The organism is Clostridium sp. TF06-15AC, from assembly GCF_003481165.1.
GTDB classification, from domain to species: Bacteria; Bacillota; Clostridia; order Lachnospirales; family Lachnospiraceae; genus Otoolea; species Otoolea fessa.
The window spans coordinates 91023-109130 of sequence record NZ_QUKS01000003.1 but is presented as its reverse complement, the minus strand read 5'-3'; the positions used below and the strand labels follow the sequence as shown (position 1 = coordinate 109130).

The following is an 18108-nucleotide window of genomic DNA, read 5'->3' as shown; positions in this document are numbered from 1 at the left end:
CGGAAAAACTTGTTATAATAAATATAAGTTAGATAATGACATTTATATGAGGAGGTGCCCTTATGAAAAAATATCTGTATATGATAGCTGCCCTGTTCGGTATCGATTATTTCTGCAAGGAAAACATAGAAGCCCAGAAACCGGAAGATTTTCCGCGTGACATGGAAAAAAGCCATGGAAAGATCCGCCTGTACCGCAATCACAACGACGGTTTCTGTTTTGGGGTAAAAAAAGAAAAGAAAGAACTGGTCCGCATGGTGCCGGTTGTCTTTACCTCGGCGGCAGCGGGCATTCTGACATGGTTACTGTGCCGGGACGAAGGCAGAAAAGCCGATCGGATCGGTTTTGCCCTCATCACGGCGGGTGGTTTAAGCAACCTGTATGACCGCCTCAAACGCGGTTATGTGGTAGATTATTTCAGCATCCGGTGTAAATACCTGGAAAAGGTCGTCTTTAATCTGGGAGACTTTTTTATCTTCGCAGGAAGCGCCCTGATCGCAGCCTTCGATCTGCTGGGAGCCGTCCGTGATCTTAGTTCTCCGGCAGAGGATCACATAAAAGCGCTCCGACTGCCGTGGCGAAAGACGGATGAGGCGGAATGATATAGTCGATTCCAAAGACATCGTGCATCTGATTGAAAATGTCAAAGGTCTTTGCAGCAGGTGCAAGGCTGGCGAGAGAACCGGTCAGGACGACATTCCGGGTGGTGTCCTGGCTGAGCGCCAGGGACGCCATCACACCCACATTTTCATAAATCATATTGAAAAGAGCGGCAGCCAGATCAGCATCCGAGGCGCCGCTTTTGATTCGCCCAAAATTGGCAGCGGTTAAGTCGGCGGCAAGTCCCGGGACATCTTCCTCCTGCACGTCGGCGATGCGGAGATCTGCCAAGGCCTTATTGCCGCGCAGCGCCATCTCTGAGAGGGTAAAAATGTCGGTGACGCCGAGAAAGCGCTCCGCCATGCCGACAAGTGTCCCACCGCCGACACCGCTTCCGCCCAGATGACGGAAGCCGTTTGTCTTGGAAGCGCGGATAAAGGCAGAGCCGGTTCCAAGGCTGACCACCAGTGCTTCATCAAGCCCGGACAGGTATAAGCCGCCGCGCCCGATGGCATCCAGCTCCAGGGAATGGATGGTCGGGATGCCGAAGATATTTTCATGGAAATACGTCGAACCGAGCCCGGTCAGGACGATTTTTTCAACATCGCCAAACGAAGCACCCTGCTGATTCAGGAAACGCCCGAGAACACCGTAAGCCGAGGTGCGCGGGTCATCCGCGTGAACCTGAAGCGTACCAAGCAGAGTGCCATGCTCATCCAGCGCTGCCGCCTTGGTGCTGGAACTGCCGATGTCGATTCCGAGGGATAATTTCATTTGCTTATCTCCTTTATGATATAAAAATAGGATATGGCTGCCAGGGCAGTCGTTCCGTATCTTTTATGACTGTAAGAATTGGATTGTTTTTATAAACATTATAGGGTAAAGTAAAATAAAGTGCAATGGAAGAATGTGGTCCGAATGTTCTTAAAATGATATTTCAAATGGATAACATAAAGATTTATATGTCACGCCCAAGCTTTGTTGAGATTCCGGCAGAGACTGAAATATGCTTTAATGATAAGGAAATAGTGACCGAAAATACGGGATATCAGGCATGGTGGAGCAGAGAGTATGAGGTCCATGTTTAATAAGGAGTTCTTTAAGTGTTCCCAGTTTACGCACATTAACAGATGTACTTTTTCCCTCGTTATTAATATAGCTTTTTGCAATATAAAAAGACTCCGAATTTTTTTGACACAAAAAAAGCAGGTTCTATACGGCCTGCAAGGTATTTTTCTATTATTCAACGGTCAAACTCCCGGAGACGGCAGAAGTATGGAAATGCAGGTCTGTCTTTATTGACAGAACCTATGAAATACGGTAGAATCAACCTTAAAAAAGAGTAATCCCCTACATGGGGAGATAGGAGTTGAGTTTTTTGAGTTCTGGTGATGGGATACAGCTATTGATTTTGATACTTCTGCTTTTGATGTCGGCTTTCTTTTCTTCGACGGAGACGGCGCTGACGACGGTCAACAAGATCCGGGTGCGGACGCTGGCGGAGAATGGCGATAAGCAGGCAGAGTATGTATTGAAGATCATAGAGGATCCGAGCAAAATGCTGAGTGCGATTCTGATCGGCAACAATGTGGTAAACCTGTATGCGTCTTCTCTTGCGACGGTTCTTGCCACCCACATCTGGGGCAACAAGATCGTAGGGATTGCGACGGGCATTCTGACGCTTTTAATCCTGATTTTCGGCGAGATCACGCCGAAGACGGTTGCGACGATACAGGCTGAGCGGATTGCATTTCGGTTCGCTAAAATCATTTATTATATCATGACGGTGCTGACACCGGTCATTTTTGTGGTCAACCAGCTATCATTTTTAGTGTTGAAGCTGCTTCGCGTGGATGTGAAGGCGAAGGGCGAGTCCATCACGGAGGATGAGCTGCGAACGATCGTGGAGGTCAGCCACGAAGAGGGCGTCATCGAGTCCGAAGAGAAGAAGATGATCAACAATGTGTTTGATTTCGGGGACGCCGTGGCGCGCGATGTCATGCTTCCGAAGGTCAACATGACGTTTGTGGACGTGGATGCGACGTATGACGAGCTGATGGAGGTATTCCGCAGTGAGAAATACACGCGTTACCCGGTCTATGAGGAGACGACGGACAATGTCATCGGTGTTCTGAACATCAAGGATATTTTCTTAAAAGGCGGGGAAGAGGGCTTTTCTGTCCGGAAATATCTGCGGAAACCTCTCTATACATATGAGTTTAAGAAGGTTGCTGAGCTGATGCGCGAGATGCGGAAAGCAGCGATCAGCATCGTGATCGTGCTCGACGAGTACGGTTCGACGGTCGGTCTTATCACGCTGGAAGATATGCTGGAGGAGATTGTCGGAGATATCCGGGACGAGTACGATGGAGACGAGGAAAAATCCATTCAGCGCATCGCCCCGCGGGAATACATGGTAGATGGTTCGGTCAAACTCGACGATCTGGATGAACGCCTGAATTTGGAGCTCCAGTCAGACGAATATGATTCCATCGGCGGACTGGTGATCGGACTTTTGAACCATCTTCCACAGGAAAAAGAAGAGGTTGTGGTGGAAAACGTCCGCCTCGTCGTTGAATGTGTGGATAAGAACCGGATCGATAAGATTCATCTGTACCTGTTAAGCCCGTCGGAGGCGGCGTTAGCTAAACATACCGCCGATGGTGCCGCTTCCGGCGCAGAGGGCGAAGGAAAGCAGCAGGGATGAGGCAGTCTCCTTGAGGGGCTGTCGGATCGCAAAAGACAGGGCTAGAAAAATAAGAAAATAAAGGGCGCCGGCGCAGAATCCCCAGAGGAACCGGCGCCTTTTCGCTTTCTTCCCGGCGACGAGTCCTGCCAGAAAACAGGCGAGAATGTAGATGCCGCGCACTCCTAGCGTGATTTCCTTTTCACCCCACTGAAAACGGTACATCCCAAACGCGAGCAGAAGCAGAAAGATAGCAGTTGCCGCGTAGGAGAAGAGGGCAGAACGGAGCAGAATCTGGATAGCTGATTTTTCCATGATAAAATACCTGTGTGCATTCTTGTTCTATCCATATGAACCAAGGAGGACAAATATGCCGCCACAAATTGAAATACTTGCACAAGCGGGCAACATATGATATAATCTGTAGGACTTTATATACTAAAAAAATGAAGGAGGACATAGAGATGAAACACGTAAAGACACTGAGCGCAAGCACACTGAAGAACAGCATGAAGAAAGGCGGCTGCGGCGAGTGCCAGACATCCTGCCAGTCTGCATGTAAGACATCCTGTACTGTAGGTAACCAGAGCTGCGAGAACCAGAACCGCTAATTGGCAGTACAAAACAAATGAGGCGTTTTCTGATAAATCAGAGCTTTTCATGAGTGGGAGAGCTGGAGTCTGAGAAAACGCAGAGTTGACACAGGGAGGCAGACAAGACGGAGCGCGGTCCGAGGAGAGGACTGCATATGTTCCGGGTTGTCTGCCTGCCTATGTCTTATAGAAGGAGAAAGACAGTGATTCATCAGTATATAAATAATGGATATTATATCGTACTGGATGTCAACAGTGGCTCCGTCCATTCGGTCGATCCGCTTCTGTACGATGTGATTTCCTTTTTATCGGAGCGGATTCCGGACAGCGAGAAGCCGTTTCAGATTGCCCAGTCCCTGAAAGACGAGACGGCGGCAGCATTAAAAGAAAAATACAGCCAGGAAGAGATCGGAGAGGCGTTTGAGGACATTCAGGAGCTCATCGATCAGGAAGAACTCTTTACCGCTGACATTTACAAAAACTTCGTTATGGATTTCAAGAAGCGCCAGACGGTTGTCAAGGCACTCTGCCTGCATATCGCGCATGACTGCAACCTTGCCTGTCAGTACTGCTTTGCAGAAGAGGGCGAGTATCATGGACGCAGAGCGCTGATGACCTTTGAGGTCGGCAAGAAAGCGCTGGATTTCCTGATTGCCAATTCTGGAAACCGCCGGAACCTGGAAGTCGATTTCTTCGGCGGTGAGCCGCTGATGAACTGGCAGGTGGTTAAACAGTTAGTCGAGTACGGACGTTCCCAGGAAGAGGCGCACAACAAGAAATTCCGTTTCACACTGACCACTAACGGCGTTCTGTTAAACGATGAAATTATGGAATTCTGCAACCGCGAGATGGCAAACGTCGTGCTCAGTCTGGATGGACGAAAAGAGGTCAACGACAAGATGCGCCCATTCCGCAACGGAACCGGAAGCTATGACCTGATCGTGCCGAAGTTCCAGAAATTTGCAGAAAAGCGCGGAGACCGCGATTATTTCGTGCGTGGTACCTTCACACACAACAACCTGGATTTTGGCAAAGATGTTCTGCATTTTGCCGATCTTGGATTCAAGAAAATGTCGGTTGAGCCGGTCGTAGCACCGGATGAAGAGTCCTACGCGATCAAAGAGGCGGATCTTCCGCAGATTCTCGAGGAATATGACCGTCTGGCAGCAGAGTATGTCAAGAGACACAAAGAGGGACGCGGCTTCACGTTCTTCCACTTTATGCTCGATCTGACACAGGGACCGTGCGTGGCAAAACGTCTGTCCGGATGCGGTTCAGGAACTGAGTATCTGGCAGTTACCCCATGGGGCGACCTCTATCCGTGCCATCAGTTTGTAGGAAACGAAGATTTCCTGCTCGGCAACGTGGATACGGGCGTGACCAACACGGCAGTCCGCGACGAGTTCAAGCTCTGCAATGTCTATGCGAAAGACAAATGTCGGGATTGCTTTGCCAGATTTTACTGCAGCGGCGGCTGTGCGGCCAATTCCTACAACTTCCACGGTTCCATCACGGATGCGTATGATATCGGGTGTGAGATGCAGAAAAAACGTATCGAATGCGCGATCATGATAAAAGCTGCTCTTGCAGACGGCTCTGACGAGTAGAGAACAAGGAGAGAGAGGAATGAAGAACAAAAAAGGAAAAAGCTTCCTGGGGATGCTGCTCCTTCTGATTGCCATCGGCGTATTCGGCTATTTCGGCTATTCGACGATGAATCAGATCAAGCTGGGTCTTGACCTGGCTGGCGGTGTCAGCATTACCTATCAGGCGAAAGAAGAAAATCCGTCTTCCGAGGATATGGCGGATACGATCTACAAGCTCCAGCAGCGTGTACAGAATTACAGTACCGAGGCGGAGGTTTACCAGGAGGGTAATAACCGTATCAACGTAGATATTCCGGGTGTATCGGATGCCAACTCGATTCTGGAAGAGTTAGGAAAACCGGGTTCCCTGATTTTTGTGGACTCTGAAGGAAATCAGATCCTTGATGGTAAACAGGTTGCCAGCGCGAAAGCCGGCATGACCGAGGATAAGGCGACCGGTTCCAAGGCGTATGTCGTTTCTCTGACCTTTACCGAGGAAGGTAAACAGGCATTTGCTGAGGCGACCACGAATGGCGTCGGAAAACCAATTTATATCATTTATGATAACCAGATTATTTCTGCTCCGACCGTCCGTGAGGCGATCACAGGCGGACAGTGCCAGATCGACGGCATGGCGGATTATGAAGAGGCAAATAATCTTGCGTCCACGATCCGTATCGGTTCCCTGTCCCTGGAGCTGGAAGAGCTGCGTTCCAACGTAGTTGGCGCGAAGCTGGGCCAGGAGGCGATCTCCACCAGCTTAAAGGCAGGTCTGATCGGATTTGCCATTGTCATTGTATTTATGATTGCCGTATATCTGCTTCCGGGTCTGGCTGCATCTCTGGCTCTGTGCCTGTATGTCGGTCTGATCCTGATCCTGTTAGTTGCATTTGAGGTGACTCTGACGCTTCCGGGCGTGGCTGGTATCATCCTGTCGATTGGTATGGCGGTGGATGCGAACGTTATCATTTTCACCCGTATCAAAGAGGAGATCGGTCTGGGAACATCCGTCAAGAATGCGATCAAGGCAGGTTTCGCCAAGGCACTTTCCGCGATCATCGACGGAAACGTAACCACCCTGATTGCGGCAGCGGTTCTGTTCTGGAGAGGTTCCGGTACCGTCAAGGGCTTTGCGGCGACGCTGGCAATCGGTATCGTGCTTTCTATGTTCACGGCGCTGTTTGTAACCAAATTTGCCCTGAACTGCTTCTATGAGATGGGCTTTGAGGATGCGAAGTTCTACGGATGCCGCAAGGATATGAAGACGCGTCCGTTCCTGAAATTCCGCAAGCTTTACTTTGCTCTGTCGCTCGTGATCATTCTGGCAGGCGTCGGCAGCATGATTCACAATCAGTCTTCGATGGGTGTGCCGCTCAACTACAGCATGGAGTTCAGAGGCGGTACTTCTACAAACGTTACCTTTAACGAGGATATGTCTCTGGAAGATATTTCCTCCCAGGTGGTTCCGGTGGTAGAAAAGATTACCGGCGAAGCTGGCACACAGACCCAGAAGGTAGCCGGAAGCAACGAGGTTATCATCAAGACACGTACCCTGAACATGGACGAGCGCGAAGAGTTAAACCAGGCGCTGGCGGATCAGTTTGGTGTGGATAAAGAGAAGATCACAGCCGACAGTATCTCCGGTGCAGTCAGCCAGGAGATGAAGCGCGATGCGATTGTGGCGGTTACGATTGCGACGATCTGCATGTTGATCTACATCTGGTTCCGTTTCAGCAACATCACGTTCGCGGCGGGCGCGGTTCTTGCTCTGATGCACGATGTGCTGGTTGTCCTGACCTGCTATGCGATGCTGCGCTGGTCGGTTGGTTCGACGTTCATCGCCTGCATGCTGACGATTGTCGGTTACTCAATCAACGCGACGATCGTTATCTTCGACCGTATCCGTGAGAATATGAAGCTTCTGGGCAATAAAGAGTCCGCTGAGACGATCGTCAACACCAGTATCAGCCAGACCCTGACGCGAAGCATCAACACGACGCTGACGACCTTCGTCATGGTCCTGATTCTTTACATTCTGGGTGTATCTTCCATCCGTGAGTTTGCTCTTCCGCTGATGGTAGGTCTGATCTGCGGTACGTATTCGTCCGTATGCCTGTCCGGCTCTGTCTGGTATGTGCTGAATAAAAAGCGCATGGAGAAGAATGCCAAACCGGCTGGCAAGAAGGCAAAGGCAGAGAAGTAAAAAGTATAGGAAAAAAGATGGAATACAAGATTTTATACAAAGATGGCCGCGCAAAACGCGCGGAAATGAAAACGGTCCACGGAACCATCCAGACGCCTGTTTTCATGAATGTCGGCACGGTGGCGGCGATCAAGGGCGCGGTTTCGACCGATGATCTCCGCACGATCGGCACGCAGGTGGAACTTTCCAATACCTACCACCTCCATGTCCGTACCGGCGACAAGCTGATCCGACAGTTTGGCGGTCTGCACAAATTTATGAACTGGGATCGCCCGATCCTCACGGATTCCGGCGGATTTCAGGTGTTTTCCCTGGCGGGACTGCGGAAGATTAAAGAAGAGGGCGTTTATTTTAACTCCCACATCGATGGTCACAAGATTTTCATGGGACCGGAGGAAAGTATGCAGATTCAGTCCAACTTAGGTTCGACGATCGCGATGGCATTTGATGAGTGCCCGCCGAGTCTTGCCGATCGGGACTATGTACAGAAATCAGTGGAGCGCACGACGCGCTGGCTGGCGCGCTGCAAGGATGAGATGGCACGCCTCAATGCACTGCCGGATACGGTCAACCGGGAACAGCTCCTGTTTGGTATCAATCAGGGCGCGGTTTATGAGGATATCCGTATCGAACACGCGAAGGAAATCAGCAAAATGAACCTCGACGGCTATGCGGTCGGCGGTCTGGCAGTTGGCGAGAGCCATGAGGAAATGTACCGGATTCTGGATGCAGTCGTTCCGCACTTGCCGGAGGATAAGCCGACTTACCTTATGGGCGTCGGCACACCGGCAAACATCCTGGAAGCGGTAGACCGGGGCGTTGATTTCTTTGACTGTGTGTACCCGTCCCGGAATGGACGCCACAGCCATGTATACACGAACCATGGCAAATTAAATCTCCTGAACAGCAAATATGAGCTGGATCCGCGCCCGATCGAGGAAGGCTGCGGCTGCCCGGCATGCCGTTCTTACTCCCGCGCATATATCCGCCACCTGTTTAAGGCGAAGGAAATGCTGGGGATGAGATTATGCGTCTTGCATAATTTGTATTTTTATAATAAAATGATGGAAGAGATTCGCGACGCGATCGAACATCACTGTTATGCTGAGTATAAAGCAAAGAAACTTGCAGGCATGATGGGTGAATCGAACTAAAGGAGGAAATATACCACATGAGCAGCACAAGCGGAATGATCGTTTACCTTGTATTTATCATTGCCATCTTCTATTTTATGGCAATCCGTCCACAGTCCAAGGAAAAGAAAAAACAGGCAGAACTGATGGCAACCGTAGCAGTAGGCGACAGCGTTCTGACATCCAGCGGCTTCTACGGCGTGATTATCGATATGACCGATGATACTGTAATCGTAGAGTTCGGAAGCAACAAGAACTGCCGCATCCCGATGCGTAAGGATGCAATCGTTCAGGTTGAGAAACCGGAAGTCTAAGAAGAACGGTAAGAAAGTGAGAGGATCGCAGCTCCCGATGGGGGCGGCGGTCCTTTTTTTGTGTAACAGGAAATTCCTTGGAATTCCCTATGACACAAAAAGGCACATTCTTTGTTTTGCAGATAACCTCAGGTTATAGAATAAATTCCAAATTACTATATGGGGAATACCGGTTTTTCTTCGTCAGAAGATTGCAAAATAGGACGGAATCCGATATGATAAAAAGTAACCGTTTGAAACAAGGGAGGTATTTTATTATGAATTGCAATATTACTGTGATTCCGGGTGACGGAATCGGACCGGAGATTGTGAGAGAGGCATGCGGCGTGCTGGACAAGGTGGGCGCTGTCTATGGTCATACATTTAATTATACAAAAATCCTGATGGGCGGCTGTTCCATCGACGAGTACGGCGTACCGCTGACCGATGAGGCACTGGAGATCGCGAAAAAGAATGATTCCGTCCTGCTCGGTGCAGTCGGCGGCAACGTGGGAAATTCCCGCTGGTACGATGTAGCTCCGAACCTGCGTCCGGAGGCCGGTCTTCTTGCCATCCGTAAAGGTCTGGGACTGTTCGCGAATATCCGCCCGGCATACCTCTACAAAGAGCTGGCAGATGCGTGCCCGTTAAAGAAAGAGATCATCGGCGATGGCTTTGATATGGTAATCATGCGTGAGCTGACCGGCGGTCTGTATTTCGGCGACCGTTACACGAAGGAGATCGACGGCGTGACGACCGCGGTAGATACCCTGACCTACAATGAAAATGAGATCCGCCGGATCGCAATCAAGGCGTTCGATATCGCGATGAAGCGCCGCAAGAGCGTTATTAGCGTCGATAAGGCAAACGTACTGGATTCCTCCCGCCTGTGGAGAAAGGTAGTCGAGGAAGTTGCTAAAGATTATCCGGAAGTTACCCTGACCCATATGCTGGTTGATAACTGCGCGATGCAGCTTGTCATGAATCCGGGACAGTTCGACGTGATCCTGACTGAGAACATGTTTGGCGATATCCTTTCTGACGAGGCAAGCATGATTACCGGCTCCATCGGTATGCTGTCTTCGGCCAGCTTAAACGAGGGCAAATTTGGTCTCTACGAGCCGAGCCACGGTTCCGCACCGGACATCGCGGGCAAGGACATCGCAAACCCGATTGCAACTATTCTTTCCGCAGCGATGATGCTCCGCTATTCCTTCGATCTGGATAAGGAAGCAAAAGCCATCGAGGATGCCGTACAGCAGGTACTGACCGAGGGCTACCGTACCGTGGATATCATGGCGGATGGCTGCAAGCAGGTTGGAACCGTTGAGATGGGCAGGCTGATCTGTGAGAGAATTAAATAGAAAGATTGCAAAAATTCCATAAATGCGATAAAATCAAAGATAAACGTAAAAACCGCCCCTGTCACCAGGGGCGGAGGTCGTCGAAAGAGATAGAAGGAGACGAAAAGATGAAAAGTGATGCAGTAAGAAAAGGGATGCAGCAGGCACCTCACCGTTCTTTGTTTAATGCACTCGGTATGACGGAAGAGGAGATGAACAAACCTCTCGTCGGTATCGTAAGTTCTTATAATGAGATTGTTCCGGGACACATGAACCTGGACAAGATTGTAAATGCCGTGAAGCTGGGCGTAGCGATGGCTGGCGGCACACCGGTTGTATTTCCGGCGATCGCAGTCTGTGATGGTATCGCTATGGGACATGTCGGCATGAAATATTCCCTGGTTACCCGTGATCTGATCGCAGATTCCACCGAATGTATGGCGCTGGCACATCAGTTCGATGCGCTGGTTATGGTTCCAAACTGTGATAAAAACGTACCGGGACTTCTGATGGCAGCAGCCCGCGTCAATGTACCGACTGTATTTGTCAGCGGCGGTCCGATGTTAGCCGGTCATGTAAAGGGACAGAAGAGAAGTCTTTCCAGCATGTTCGAGGCAGTTGGTTCCTACGCAGCAGGCACCATGACGGAAGAAGATGTGAAAGAATTCGAATGTAAGGTCTGCCCGACCTGCGGTTCCTGTTCCGGTATGTACACCGCCAACAGCATGAACTGCTTAACAGAGGTACTCGGCATGGGCCTTCAGGGCAACGGTACGATCCCGGCAGTTTACTCCGAGCGAATCAAACTGGCAAAACACGCTGGTATGAAGGTTATGGAGATGTATGAGAAAAACATCCGTCCGAGAGATATTATGACAGAAAAGGCATTTTTAAATGCACTGACCGTGGATATGGCACTCGGATGTTCTACCAACAGTATGCTGCATCTTCCGGCGATTGCACATGAGGCAGGCGTAGACCTGAACATGGAGCTGGTCAATGAGATGAGCAAGCGAACCCCGAACCTGTGCCATCTGGCGCCGGCAGGTCCGACCTATATGGAGGATCTGAACGAGGCAGGCGGCGTGTATGCGGTTATGAATGAGCTGTCCAAGAAGAACCTTCTGAATCTGGACTGCATGACCGTAACCGGCAAGACCGTTGGCGAGAATATCAAGGGCTGTGTCAACAAGAATCCGGAGGTTATCCGACCGATCGACAATCCGTACAGCCAGACTGGCGGTATCGCGATCCTGAAAGGAAACCTGGCACCGGATACAGGCGTTGTAAAACGTTCTGCCGTTGCACCGGAGATGCTGGTACATCAGGGACCGGCGCGTGTGTTTGACTGTGAGGAAGACGCGATTGCAGCGATCAAGGGCGGCAAGATCGTGGCTGGCGATGTTGTTGTCATCCGTTACGAGGGACCGAAGGGCGGTCCGGGCATGCGTGAGATGCTGAACCCGACTTCTGCCATCGCAGGTATGGGACTTGGTTCCAGCGTAGCTCTGATTACAGACGGACGTTTCTCCGGCGCATCCAGAGGTGCATCCATCGGACACGTTTCTCCGGAGGCGGCAGTCGGCGGACCGATCGCGCTGGTTGAGGAAGGCGATATTATTTCCATCGATATCAATAATAACTCCCTGAACGTACTCGTATCTGACGAGGAGCTGGCAGAGAGAAGAAAGAAATGGCAGCCGAGAGAACCGAAGGTTACGACCGGATACCTGGCACGTTACGCAGCGCTTGTAACGAGCGGAAACCGGGGCGCAATCCTGGAGGTTCCGAAGACACAGAAGTAATCATTGCGGGCTTCAGACAGGTGCTTTTGAGACGGAAAGTACTGCTTGATGCCAAAAGGCAGTGGATGGGACGATTTATCAGGCTGCCCCTACGGAGAGCTTGACAGCGCGACAGACGCTTTCGGAAGCTTTGCGGGGATATGTACTCTCGGAGTTTTTCAGCCCCGCTTTTGCGGTTGATGAAAGCCCGGGAGTATATGCATTTAAAATGGTTTAAGGAAGGAAAGCAGGTTAGACAGATGAAGACATTGACAGGAGCAGAGATTGTCATTGAATGCTTGAAAGAGCAGGGGGTAGACACGGTGTTCGGTTATCCGGGCGGCGCGATCCTCAACATTTATGATGCACTTTATAAACACAAGGATGAAATCACCCATATTTTGACCTCTCATGAACAGGGAGCGTCCCACGCGGCAGACGGCTACGCGAGAGCAACCGGTAAGGTCGGTGTGTGTATGGCGACATCCGGTCCGGGAGCTACAAACCTGGTTACGGGTATTGCAACAGCTAACCTGGATTCCATTCCGATGGTAGCCATCACCTGTAATGTAACGACAGGGCTTCTTGGAAAAGACAGCTTTCAGGAGATCGACATTCTGGGTGTTACCATGCCGATCACGAAATATAATTTTATCGTAAAGGATGTCACGAAGCTGGCAGATGTGATCCGCCGTGCGTTCGTGATTGCTAAGAGTGGCCGTCCGGGTCCGGTTCTGGTGGATATCACCAAGGATGTGACGGCAGCGGCCTGCGAGTACGAGCCGAAGGAACCGCAGCCGATCGAGCGCGAGACAGAGCTGATCCGTGAGGAAGACATGGAAAAGGCGATCGAGATGATCAAGGCGGCGAGAAAACCGTTTATTTTTGTCGGCGGCGGTGCAGTGGCATCGGATGCTGCCAATGAATTAAGTGCATTTGCACATAAAATTCAGGCGCCGGTGGGCGACAGCCTGATGGGTAAAGGTGCATTTGACGGAACCGATGTCCTTTATACCGGTATGATCGGTATGCACGGAACCAAGACATCCAACCTCGGTGTGGCAGAGTGCGATCTGCTGATCGTTGTAGGCGCGCGTTTCAGTGACCGTGTTGTGGGCGATCCGAACCATTTTGCAACCAATGCAAAGATTTTACACATAGATATCGATCCGGCGGAGATCAACAAAAATATCCAGACCGATGCGAGCATTATTGGTGATGTCAAGATTATTCTGCGTAAGCTAAACGCGCGTCTGGATCCGATGAACCATGACGAGTGGCTGAGCCACATTGAGCGTCTGAAAGATATGTACCCGCTCCGCTACAACAAGGAAGTTCTGACCGGTCCGTATATCATGGAAGAGATCTACAAGGTAACCGGCGGCGATGCGATCATCTGTACCGATGTCGGACAGCATCAGATGTGGGCGGCACAGTATTATAAATACAAACGTCCGAGACAGCTTCTGACCTCCGGCGGTCTGGGCACGATGGGTTACGGTCTGGGTGCAGCGATTGGTGCGAAGATGGGCTGCAAGGATAAGACGGTTATCAATATTGCCGGAGACGGCTGTTTCCGTATGAACATGAACGAGATTGCGACGGCAACTCGCTACAATATTCCGGTTATCGAGGTTGTATTTAACAACCATGTTCTGGGTATGGTGCGCCAGTGGCAGACCCTGTTCTATGGAAAACGCTATTCCCAGACGGAGCTTTACGATCAGATGGATTTCGTCAAGGTGGCAGAGGGCATGGGCGCGAAAGCATACCGTATCACGAAGAAAGAGGATGTGGAGCCGGTGCTGCGCGAGGCGATCAGCTTAAATATCCCGGTTATGATCGAGTGCCAGATCGGCAGCGATGACAAGGTATTCCCGATGGTTCCGGCTGGAAAACCGATCGAGGAAGCGTTTGATGAGATTGACTTACGCATCGAATAGTTGTAAAATGGGGGCTATTATCACATTTTTGTGTAAGACAGGAGGAGATTTATTATGAGCAGAGTCTATAACTTTTCGGCAGGTCCGGCAGTGCTTCCGGAGGAGGTACTGAGAGAGGCAGCGGCAGAGATGCTGGATTACCAGGGCAGCGGTATGTCCGTCATGGAGATGAGCCACCGCTCCAAGGATTTCCAGGCCATCATTGATGATGCAGAGAAGGATCTGCGCGAACTGATGCAGATTCCGGACAATTACAAAGTATTATTCGTACAGGGCGGCGGCAATATGCAGTTCGCCATGGTTCCGATGAACCTGTTCAAAAATAAGGTGGGGGATTACATCATCACCGGACAGTGGGCAAAGAAAGCATATCAGGAGGCAAAGATGTTTGGTACTGCCAACGCGATTGCATCCAGCGCTGACAAGACCTTTTCCTACATCCCGGATTGTTCGGACCTTCCAGTGGATGAGGACGCAGATTACGTGTATATCTGCTTAAATAACACTATTTACGGAACCGTATACCATGAGCTTCCGAACACCAAGGGCAAGACACTGGTAGCAGACATCTCCTCCTGTTTCCTGTCAGAGCCGCTCGATGTGAGTAAGTTTGGTATTCTCTGGGGTGGTGTCCAGAAGAACGTAGGTCCGGCTGGTATGGCGATCGTCATCATCCGCGAGGATCTGATCACCGAGGATGTTCTTCCGGGAACACCAACCATGCTGCGCTACAAAACATACGCAGACAATGACTCTCTGTACAACACACCGCCTACATACACCATCTATATGTGCGGCAAGGTATTTAAATGGCTCAAGAAAATGGGCGGTTTAAGTGCCATGAAGGAGCGCAACGAGAAGAAGGCGAAGATCCTTTACGATTTCCTCGATGAGAGCAAGCTCTTCAAGGGTACCGTTGAGAAAAAAGACCGTTCCCTGATGAACGTACCGTTCGTCACCGGCGATGCAGATCTGGATGCCCTGTTTGTCAAGGAAGCCAAAGAGGCAGGTTTTGTGAACTTAAAAGGTCACCGTACCGTCGGCGGTATGCGTGCCAGCATCTACAATGCAATGCCGATCGAGGGCGTTGAGAAATTAGTTGCTTTCATGCGCGAATTTGAGAAAAAACATACAAATTAGTCAATTTTAAAATTTATGCCATTGCTGCGGCGAAAGGGAGGGGGAATCCGTTCCTTTCTGCTGCAGCAGTGGACTTTTTAAAACAAAAACAGCCCGCGTATGGGAAGATTTGAAATTTTGAAAGAAAAGAGAGTTAAAAAATGAGAAAAATCCATTGCCTGAACCCGATTTCCAAGCTGGGAACCGGTTTACTGACCGAAAATTATGAGATGACTGACAACCTGGCGGAGGCAGAGGGCATTCTGGTCCGCAGTGCTGCCATGCATGATCTGGAACTTCCGAAGGGACTGCGTGCTGTTGCACGTGCCGGAGCGGGCGTCAACAACATTCCGCTTGACAAGTGTGCGGAGGCTGGTGTTGTCGTATTCAATACACCGGGCGCCAATGCAAACGGTGTCAAAGAGTTGGTGCTGGCTGGCATGCTGCTGGGAGCCAGAGACGTAGTCGGCGGCATCGACTGGTGCAAGGAGCAGAAGGACAATGAAAATATCTCCAAAGATATGGAGAAGGCGAAAAAGAAATTTGCCGGTCATGAGATCCGCGGCAAAAAGCTTGGTGTTATCGGACTGGGCGCCATCGGCGCAGAGGTTGCAAACGCAGCTGCAGCGCTTGGCATGGAAGTATACGGCTATGATCCGTTTATTTCTGTCAAGGCAGCGTGGATGCTTTCCAGAGACGTAAAGCACATCACATCGGTTGATACGATCTATCAGGAATGCGATTACATCACCGTTCATGTACCGCTGCTTGACAGCACCCGCCAGATGATCAACAAAGACAGCCTGGGACAGATGAAGGACGGCGTGGTTATCTTAAACTTTGCGCGTGACCTTCTGGTAAATGACGACGATATGGCAGAGGCGCTGGCTTCCGGTCGTGTAAAACGCTATATCACCGATTTCCCGAATGCAAAAGTAATGCAGATGCCGAACGTCATCGCAACCCCACATCTGGGCGCATCCACAGAAGAATCCGAGGATAATTGTGCCGTGATGGCAGTCAAAGAGCTGATGGATTACCTGGACAATGGTAATATCAAGAATTCCGTCAACTTCCCGAATTGCGATATGGGCGTGTGCACAACCGTAGGTCGTCTTGCACTTCTTCATAAGAACGTGCCGAACATGATCGGACAGATTTCCTCGATCCTGGCATCGACTGACATGAACATCGCAAACATGACGAACAAGAGCCGTGATAAATACGCTTATACGCTGGTTGATCTGGAGACCAAGGCAGACGCGGCGACGATTGAGAAGCTGAAAGCTATTCAGGGTATGATGCGCGTGCGCGTGATCAAATAATAAGTTTTATTGAAAACAGCCGGAGAAAGTGCGGTTTTGGGTGCACCTTTTCCGGCTGTATTTTTATGGATTGCAGAATGTTTTTATTGAAGAATCTCTGCATGGCTTTCTAACGTGATAATTATATGTATATATTGGTGAGAAACTGTCAGTGGCGGGTTATATTAAGCGACAGGATTGACTTGGTAAGAAAACTTTGTCATGGGGTGAAAAATTGATCGATACTAGGATCTTTCATTTCATAAACACGCGTCCACTCCTTAGTGCCATCTTTTTTGACAGTTTCGGAGCGGTTTATCGCCAGAAAACGGATCAGTTCATAGCAGTCAATCCAGATTTCGTTGTTTCCTTCTTTCTGGGATTCGTCAAAAATGAGCTGCAATCCGAAATGCAGGTGCGGTTCAGCGATGTTGTTGGTGTTTTCAGTGCTGCTGTAGCCGGTGTGCCCGAGATAACCGATCACGTCCCCGGCGGTGACGAGACTGCCCTCTTTCAGGTTTGACTGGTAGGGGTAGTCTTTGCGTAAATGTGCATAATAGTAGTATCGTTTCCCGTCAAAGCTGCGGATGCCGATGCGCCAGCCGCCGTACTGGTTCCAGCCGAGCGCCTCGACGCGCCCGGATTCCACAGCAATCACAGGCGTTCCCGTCTGCCCCATCATATCATGCCCGAGATGCCGTCTCCGGTAACCGTAGCTGCGGGAGACACCGAAATCGTCATAGTGGCTGTAGGGAAAGTTTTTCGCCAGTGGGAGAAACGCTTTCAGACCATATTTGGTAACCCAGACTTTTTCCTCACCGGAGGGAGTCAGGGGGACAGCGTCGGGATCGGAGAGAGTGGGGGCTGGGGGGTCGAGAGAAGTTTGTGTGTTGGATGAGGCTGAAGTTTCTGGTGAAGCTTGACTGGCTGAGTCGATTGTGTCTGTACCAGTTGTGGTTGCTGTTGTGGTTGCTGTTGTTGTTGGTGGTGTCGTTGCGTAGGAAGTATTGGCAGCCGGATCCCCTTCCTGTATCTGCGCGTCCGCCAGTGCAAAAGCCGGTGCTTCCGATTTCGGAATCTCAATTTCATACAGTCCGACCATTCCATCCAGAACCGCGCCGTAAGCCTCACGATAATAGGCAAAAGAGGTCATATTTTTCGTCAATTCTTCCACTGTAACGCCATTTTGGAGCTGTTCGGCAGCTTCCGTCATATCGGACGCCTGATAATGTGAAAAATCGCCCCCGTAGCGCGCCCCCAGGTAAGCGAGCAGATCGACCCAGTTCAGATGGAGATCCTGCTGGCAGGTATCGACATCATAGCGGAACGCCTGTGTCATGGCGTCGGCGGTTACATCGAAATCCACCCAGCGGATAAAATGTTCCGACGCATTCCCGACCGTGACCTGACGGCTGTTCGGACGCTGGAAGGACCAGCTGACAAAGAGCGCCGCAATGGCGCAGATTTCCAGTGCAATGATAACAGAACTTCGTTTCAAGACAGATCCCTCCTGTGCGATAG

General features: G+C 50.5%; 15 protein-coding genes. 12 read left to right on the top strand and 3 right to left on the bottom strand.

The features are described 5' to 3' along the window. Positions 1-62 precede the first annotated feature (62 nt). Entirely contained in the window at positions 63-602 is a 540-nt protein-coding gene (locus tag DXC57_RS07955) for a signal peptidase II (protein ID WP_118523802.1), read from the top strand. On the opposite strand, the gene DXC57_RS07950 is transcribed toward DXC57_RS07955, so the two are convergent. Further along, positions 532-1374 carry a BadF/BadG/BcrA/BcrD ATPase family protein gene (locus DXC57_RS07950; RefSeq protein ID WP_118651992.1) on the bottom strand — a complete coding sequence of 281 codons (843 nt, stop codon included), beginning with the start codon at positions 1372-1374 and terminating at the stop codon, positions 532-534. The genes DXC57_RS07955 and DXC57_RS07950 overlap by 71 nt on opposite strands. A 604-nt stretch (positions 1375-1978) precedes the next feature. On the opposite strand from DXC57_RS07950, the gene DXC57_RS07940 reads away from it, so the two are divergent. Further along, a complete protein-coding gene (locus DXC57_RS07940; RefSeq protein ID WP_107001466.1) occupies positions 1979-3307 on the top strand; it encodes a hemolysin family protein in 1329 nt (442 codons plus the stop codon). On the opposite strand, the gene DXC57_RS07935 is transcribed toward DXC57_RS07940, so the two are convergent. Beyond that, positions 3242-3601, bottom strand: a complete 360-nt coding sequence (locus DXC57_RS07935) for a TIGR04086 family membrane protein (protein ID WP_118651990.1) — start codon at positions 3599-3601, stop codon at positions 3242-3244. The genes DXC57_RS07940 and DXC57_RS07935 overlap by 66 nt on opposite strands. Positions 3602-3750: 149 nt before the next feature. On the opposite strand from DXC57_RS07935, the gene scfA reads away from it, so the two are divergent. The 10 genes from scfA (at position 3751) to DXC57_RS07885 (ending at position 16608) form a co-directional block, all read left to right on the top strand. Continuing rightward, on the top strand, positions 3751-3897 hold the full coding sequence (gene scfA / locus DXC57_RS07930) for a six-cysteine ranthipeptide SCIFF (RefSeq protein WP_022359867.1): 147 nt from the start codon (positions 3751-3753) through the stop codon (positions 3895-3897). 185 nt (positions 3898-4082) lie between these two features. Further along, positions 4083-5486 carry a thioether cross-link-forming SCIFF peptide maturase gene (gene scfB, locus DXC57_RS07925; protein ID WP_118652179.1) on the top strand — a complete coding sequence of 468 codons (1404 nt, stop codon included), beginning with the start codon at positions 4083-4085 and terminating at the stop codon, positions 5484-5486. 19 nt (positions 5487-5505) lie between these two features. Further along, positions 5506-7668: a protein translocase subunit SecD gene (gene secD / locus DXC57_RS07920; RefSeq protein ID WP_118651988.1), complete on the top strand. Its 2163-nt coding sequence runs from the start codon at positions 5506-5508 to the stop codon at positions 7666-7668. A gap of 17 nt (positions 7669-7685) precedes the next feature. Then, entirely contained in the window at positions 7686-8822 is a 1137-nt protein-coding gene (tgt, locus tag DXC57_RS07915; protein ID WP_118524726.1) for a tRNA guanosine(34) transglycosylase Tgt, read from the top strand. A 17-nt stretch (positions 8823-8839) separates the two neighbouring features. Next, complete coding sequence (gene yajC / locus DXC57_RS07910; RefSeq protein ID WP_022359870.1) at positions 8840-9115, top strand: preprotein translocase subunit YajC; 276 nt, start codon at positions 8840-8842, stop codon at positions 9113-9115. A gap of 257 nt (positions 9116-9372) precedes the next feature. Next, positions 9373-10458 (top strand): 3-isopropylmalate dehydrogenase, encoded by a 1086-nt coding sequence (gene leuB, locus DXC57_RS07905; protein WP_118651986.1) that lies wholly within the window; start codon positions 9373-9375, stop codon positions 10456-10458. Between the two features lie 107 nt (positions 10459-10565). Further along, entirely contained in the window at positions 10566-12242 is a 1677-nt protein-coding gene (gene ilvD / locus DXC57_RS07900) for a dihydroxy-acid dehydratase (RefSeq protein WP_107001470.1), read from the top strand. Between the two features lie 239 nt (positions 12243-12481). After that, positions 12482-14164, top strand: coding sequence for a biosynthetic-type acetolactate synthase large subunit (ilvB, locus tag DXC57_RS07895; RefSeq protein WP_107001471.1), 1683 nt, complete (start codon positions 12482-12484; stop codon positions 14162-14164). Positions 14165-14218: 54 nt separating this feature from the next. Continuing rightward, positions 14219-15304 carry a 3-phosphoserine/phosphohydroxythreonine transaminase gene (gene serC, locus DXC57_RS07890; protein WP_107001472.1) on the top strand — a complete coding sequence of 362 codons (1086 nt, stop codon included), beginning with the start codon at positions 14219-14221 and terminating at the stop codon, positions 15302-15304. Positions 15305-15444: 140 nt separating this feature from the next. After that, on the top strand, positions 15445-16608 hold the full coding sequence (locus DXC57_RS07885) for a phosphoglycerate dehydrogenase (protein WP_022359875.1): 1164 nt from the start codon (positions 15445-15447) through the stop codon (positions 16606-16608). A 199-nt stretch (positions 16609-16807) separates the two neighbouring features. Here the strand turns inward: DXC57_RS07885 and DXC57_RS15710 are convergent, their stop codons facing one another. Then, entirely contained in the window at positions 16808-18085 is a 1278-nt protein-coding gene (locus tag DXC57_RS15710) for a M23 family metallopeptidase (protein WP_347501888.1), read from the bottom strand. Positions 18086-18108: the final 23 nt, after the last annotated feature.

Coding starts and splice junctions, on each gene's coding strand:
- DXC57_RS07955 (WP_118523802.1), top strand. CDS start 63: ATGAAAAAATATCTGTATATGATAGCTGCCCTGTTCGGTATCGATTAT.
- DXC57_RS07950 (WP_118651992.1), bottom strand. CDS start 1,374: ATGAAATTATCCCTCGGAATCGACATCGGCAGTTCCAGCACCAAGGCG.
- DXC57_RS07935 (WP_118651990.1), bottom strand. CDS start 3,601: ATGGAAAAATCAGCTATCCAGATTCTGCTCCGTTCTGCCCTCTTCTCC.
- scfA (WP_022359867.1), top strand. CDS start 3,751: ATGAAACACGTAAAGACACTGAGCGCAAGCACACTGAAGAACAGCATG.
- secD (WP_118651988.1), top strand. CDS start 5,506: ATGAAGAACAAAAAAGGAAAAAGCTTCCTGGGGATGCTGCTCCTTCTG.
- tgt (WP_118524726.1), top strand. CDS start 7,686: ATGGAATACAAGATTTTATACAAAGATGGCCGCGCAAAACGCGCGGAA.
- yajC (WP_022359870.1), top strand. CDS start 8,840: ATGAGCAGCACAAGCGGAATGATCGTTTACCTTGTATTTATCATTGCC.
- leuB (WP_118651986.1), top strand. CDS start 9,373: ATGAATTGCAATATTACTGTGATTCCGGGTGACGGAATCGGACCGGAG.
- ilvD (WP_107001470.1), top strand. CDS start 10,566: ATGAAAAGTGATGCAGTAAGAAAAGGGATGCAGCAGGCACCTCACCGT.
- ilvB (WP_107001471.1), top strand. CDS start 12,482: ATGAAGACATTGACAGGAGCAGAGATTGTCATTGAATGCTTGAAAGAG.
- serC (WP_107001472.1), top strand. CDS start 14,219: ATGAGCAGAGTCTATAACTTTTCGGCAGGTCCGGCAGTGCTTCCGGAG.
- DXC57_RS07885 (WP_022359875.1), top strand. CDS start 15,445: ATGAGAAAAATCCATTGCCTGAACCCGATTTCCAAGCTGGGAACCGGT.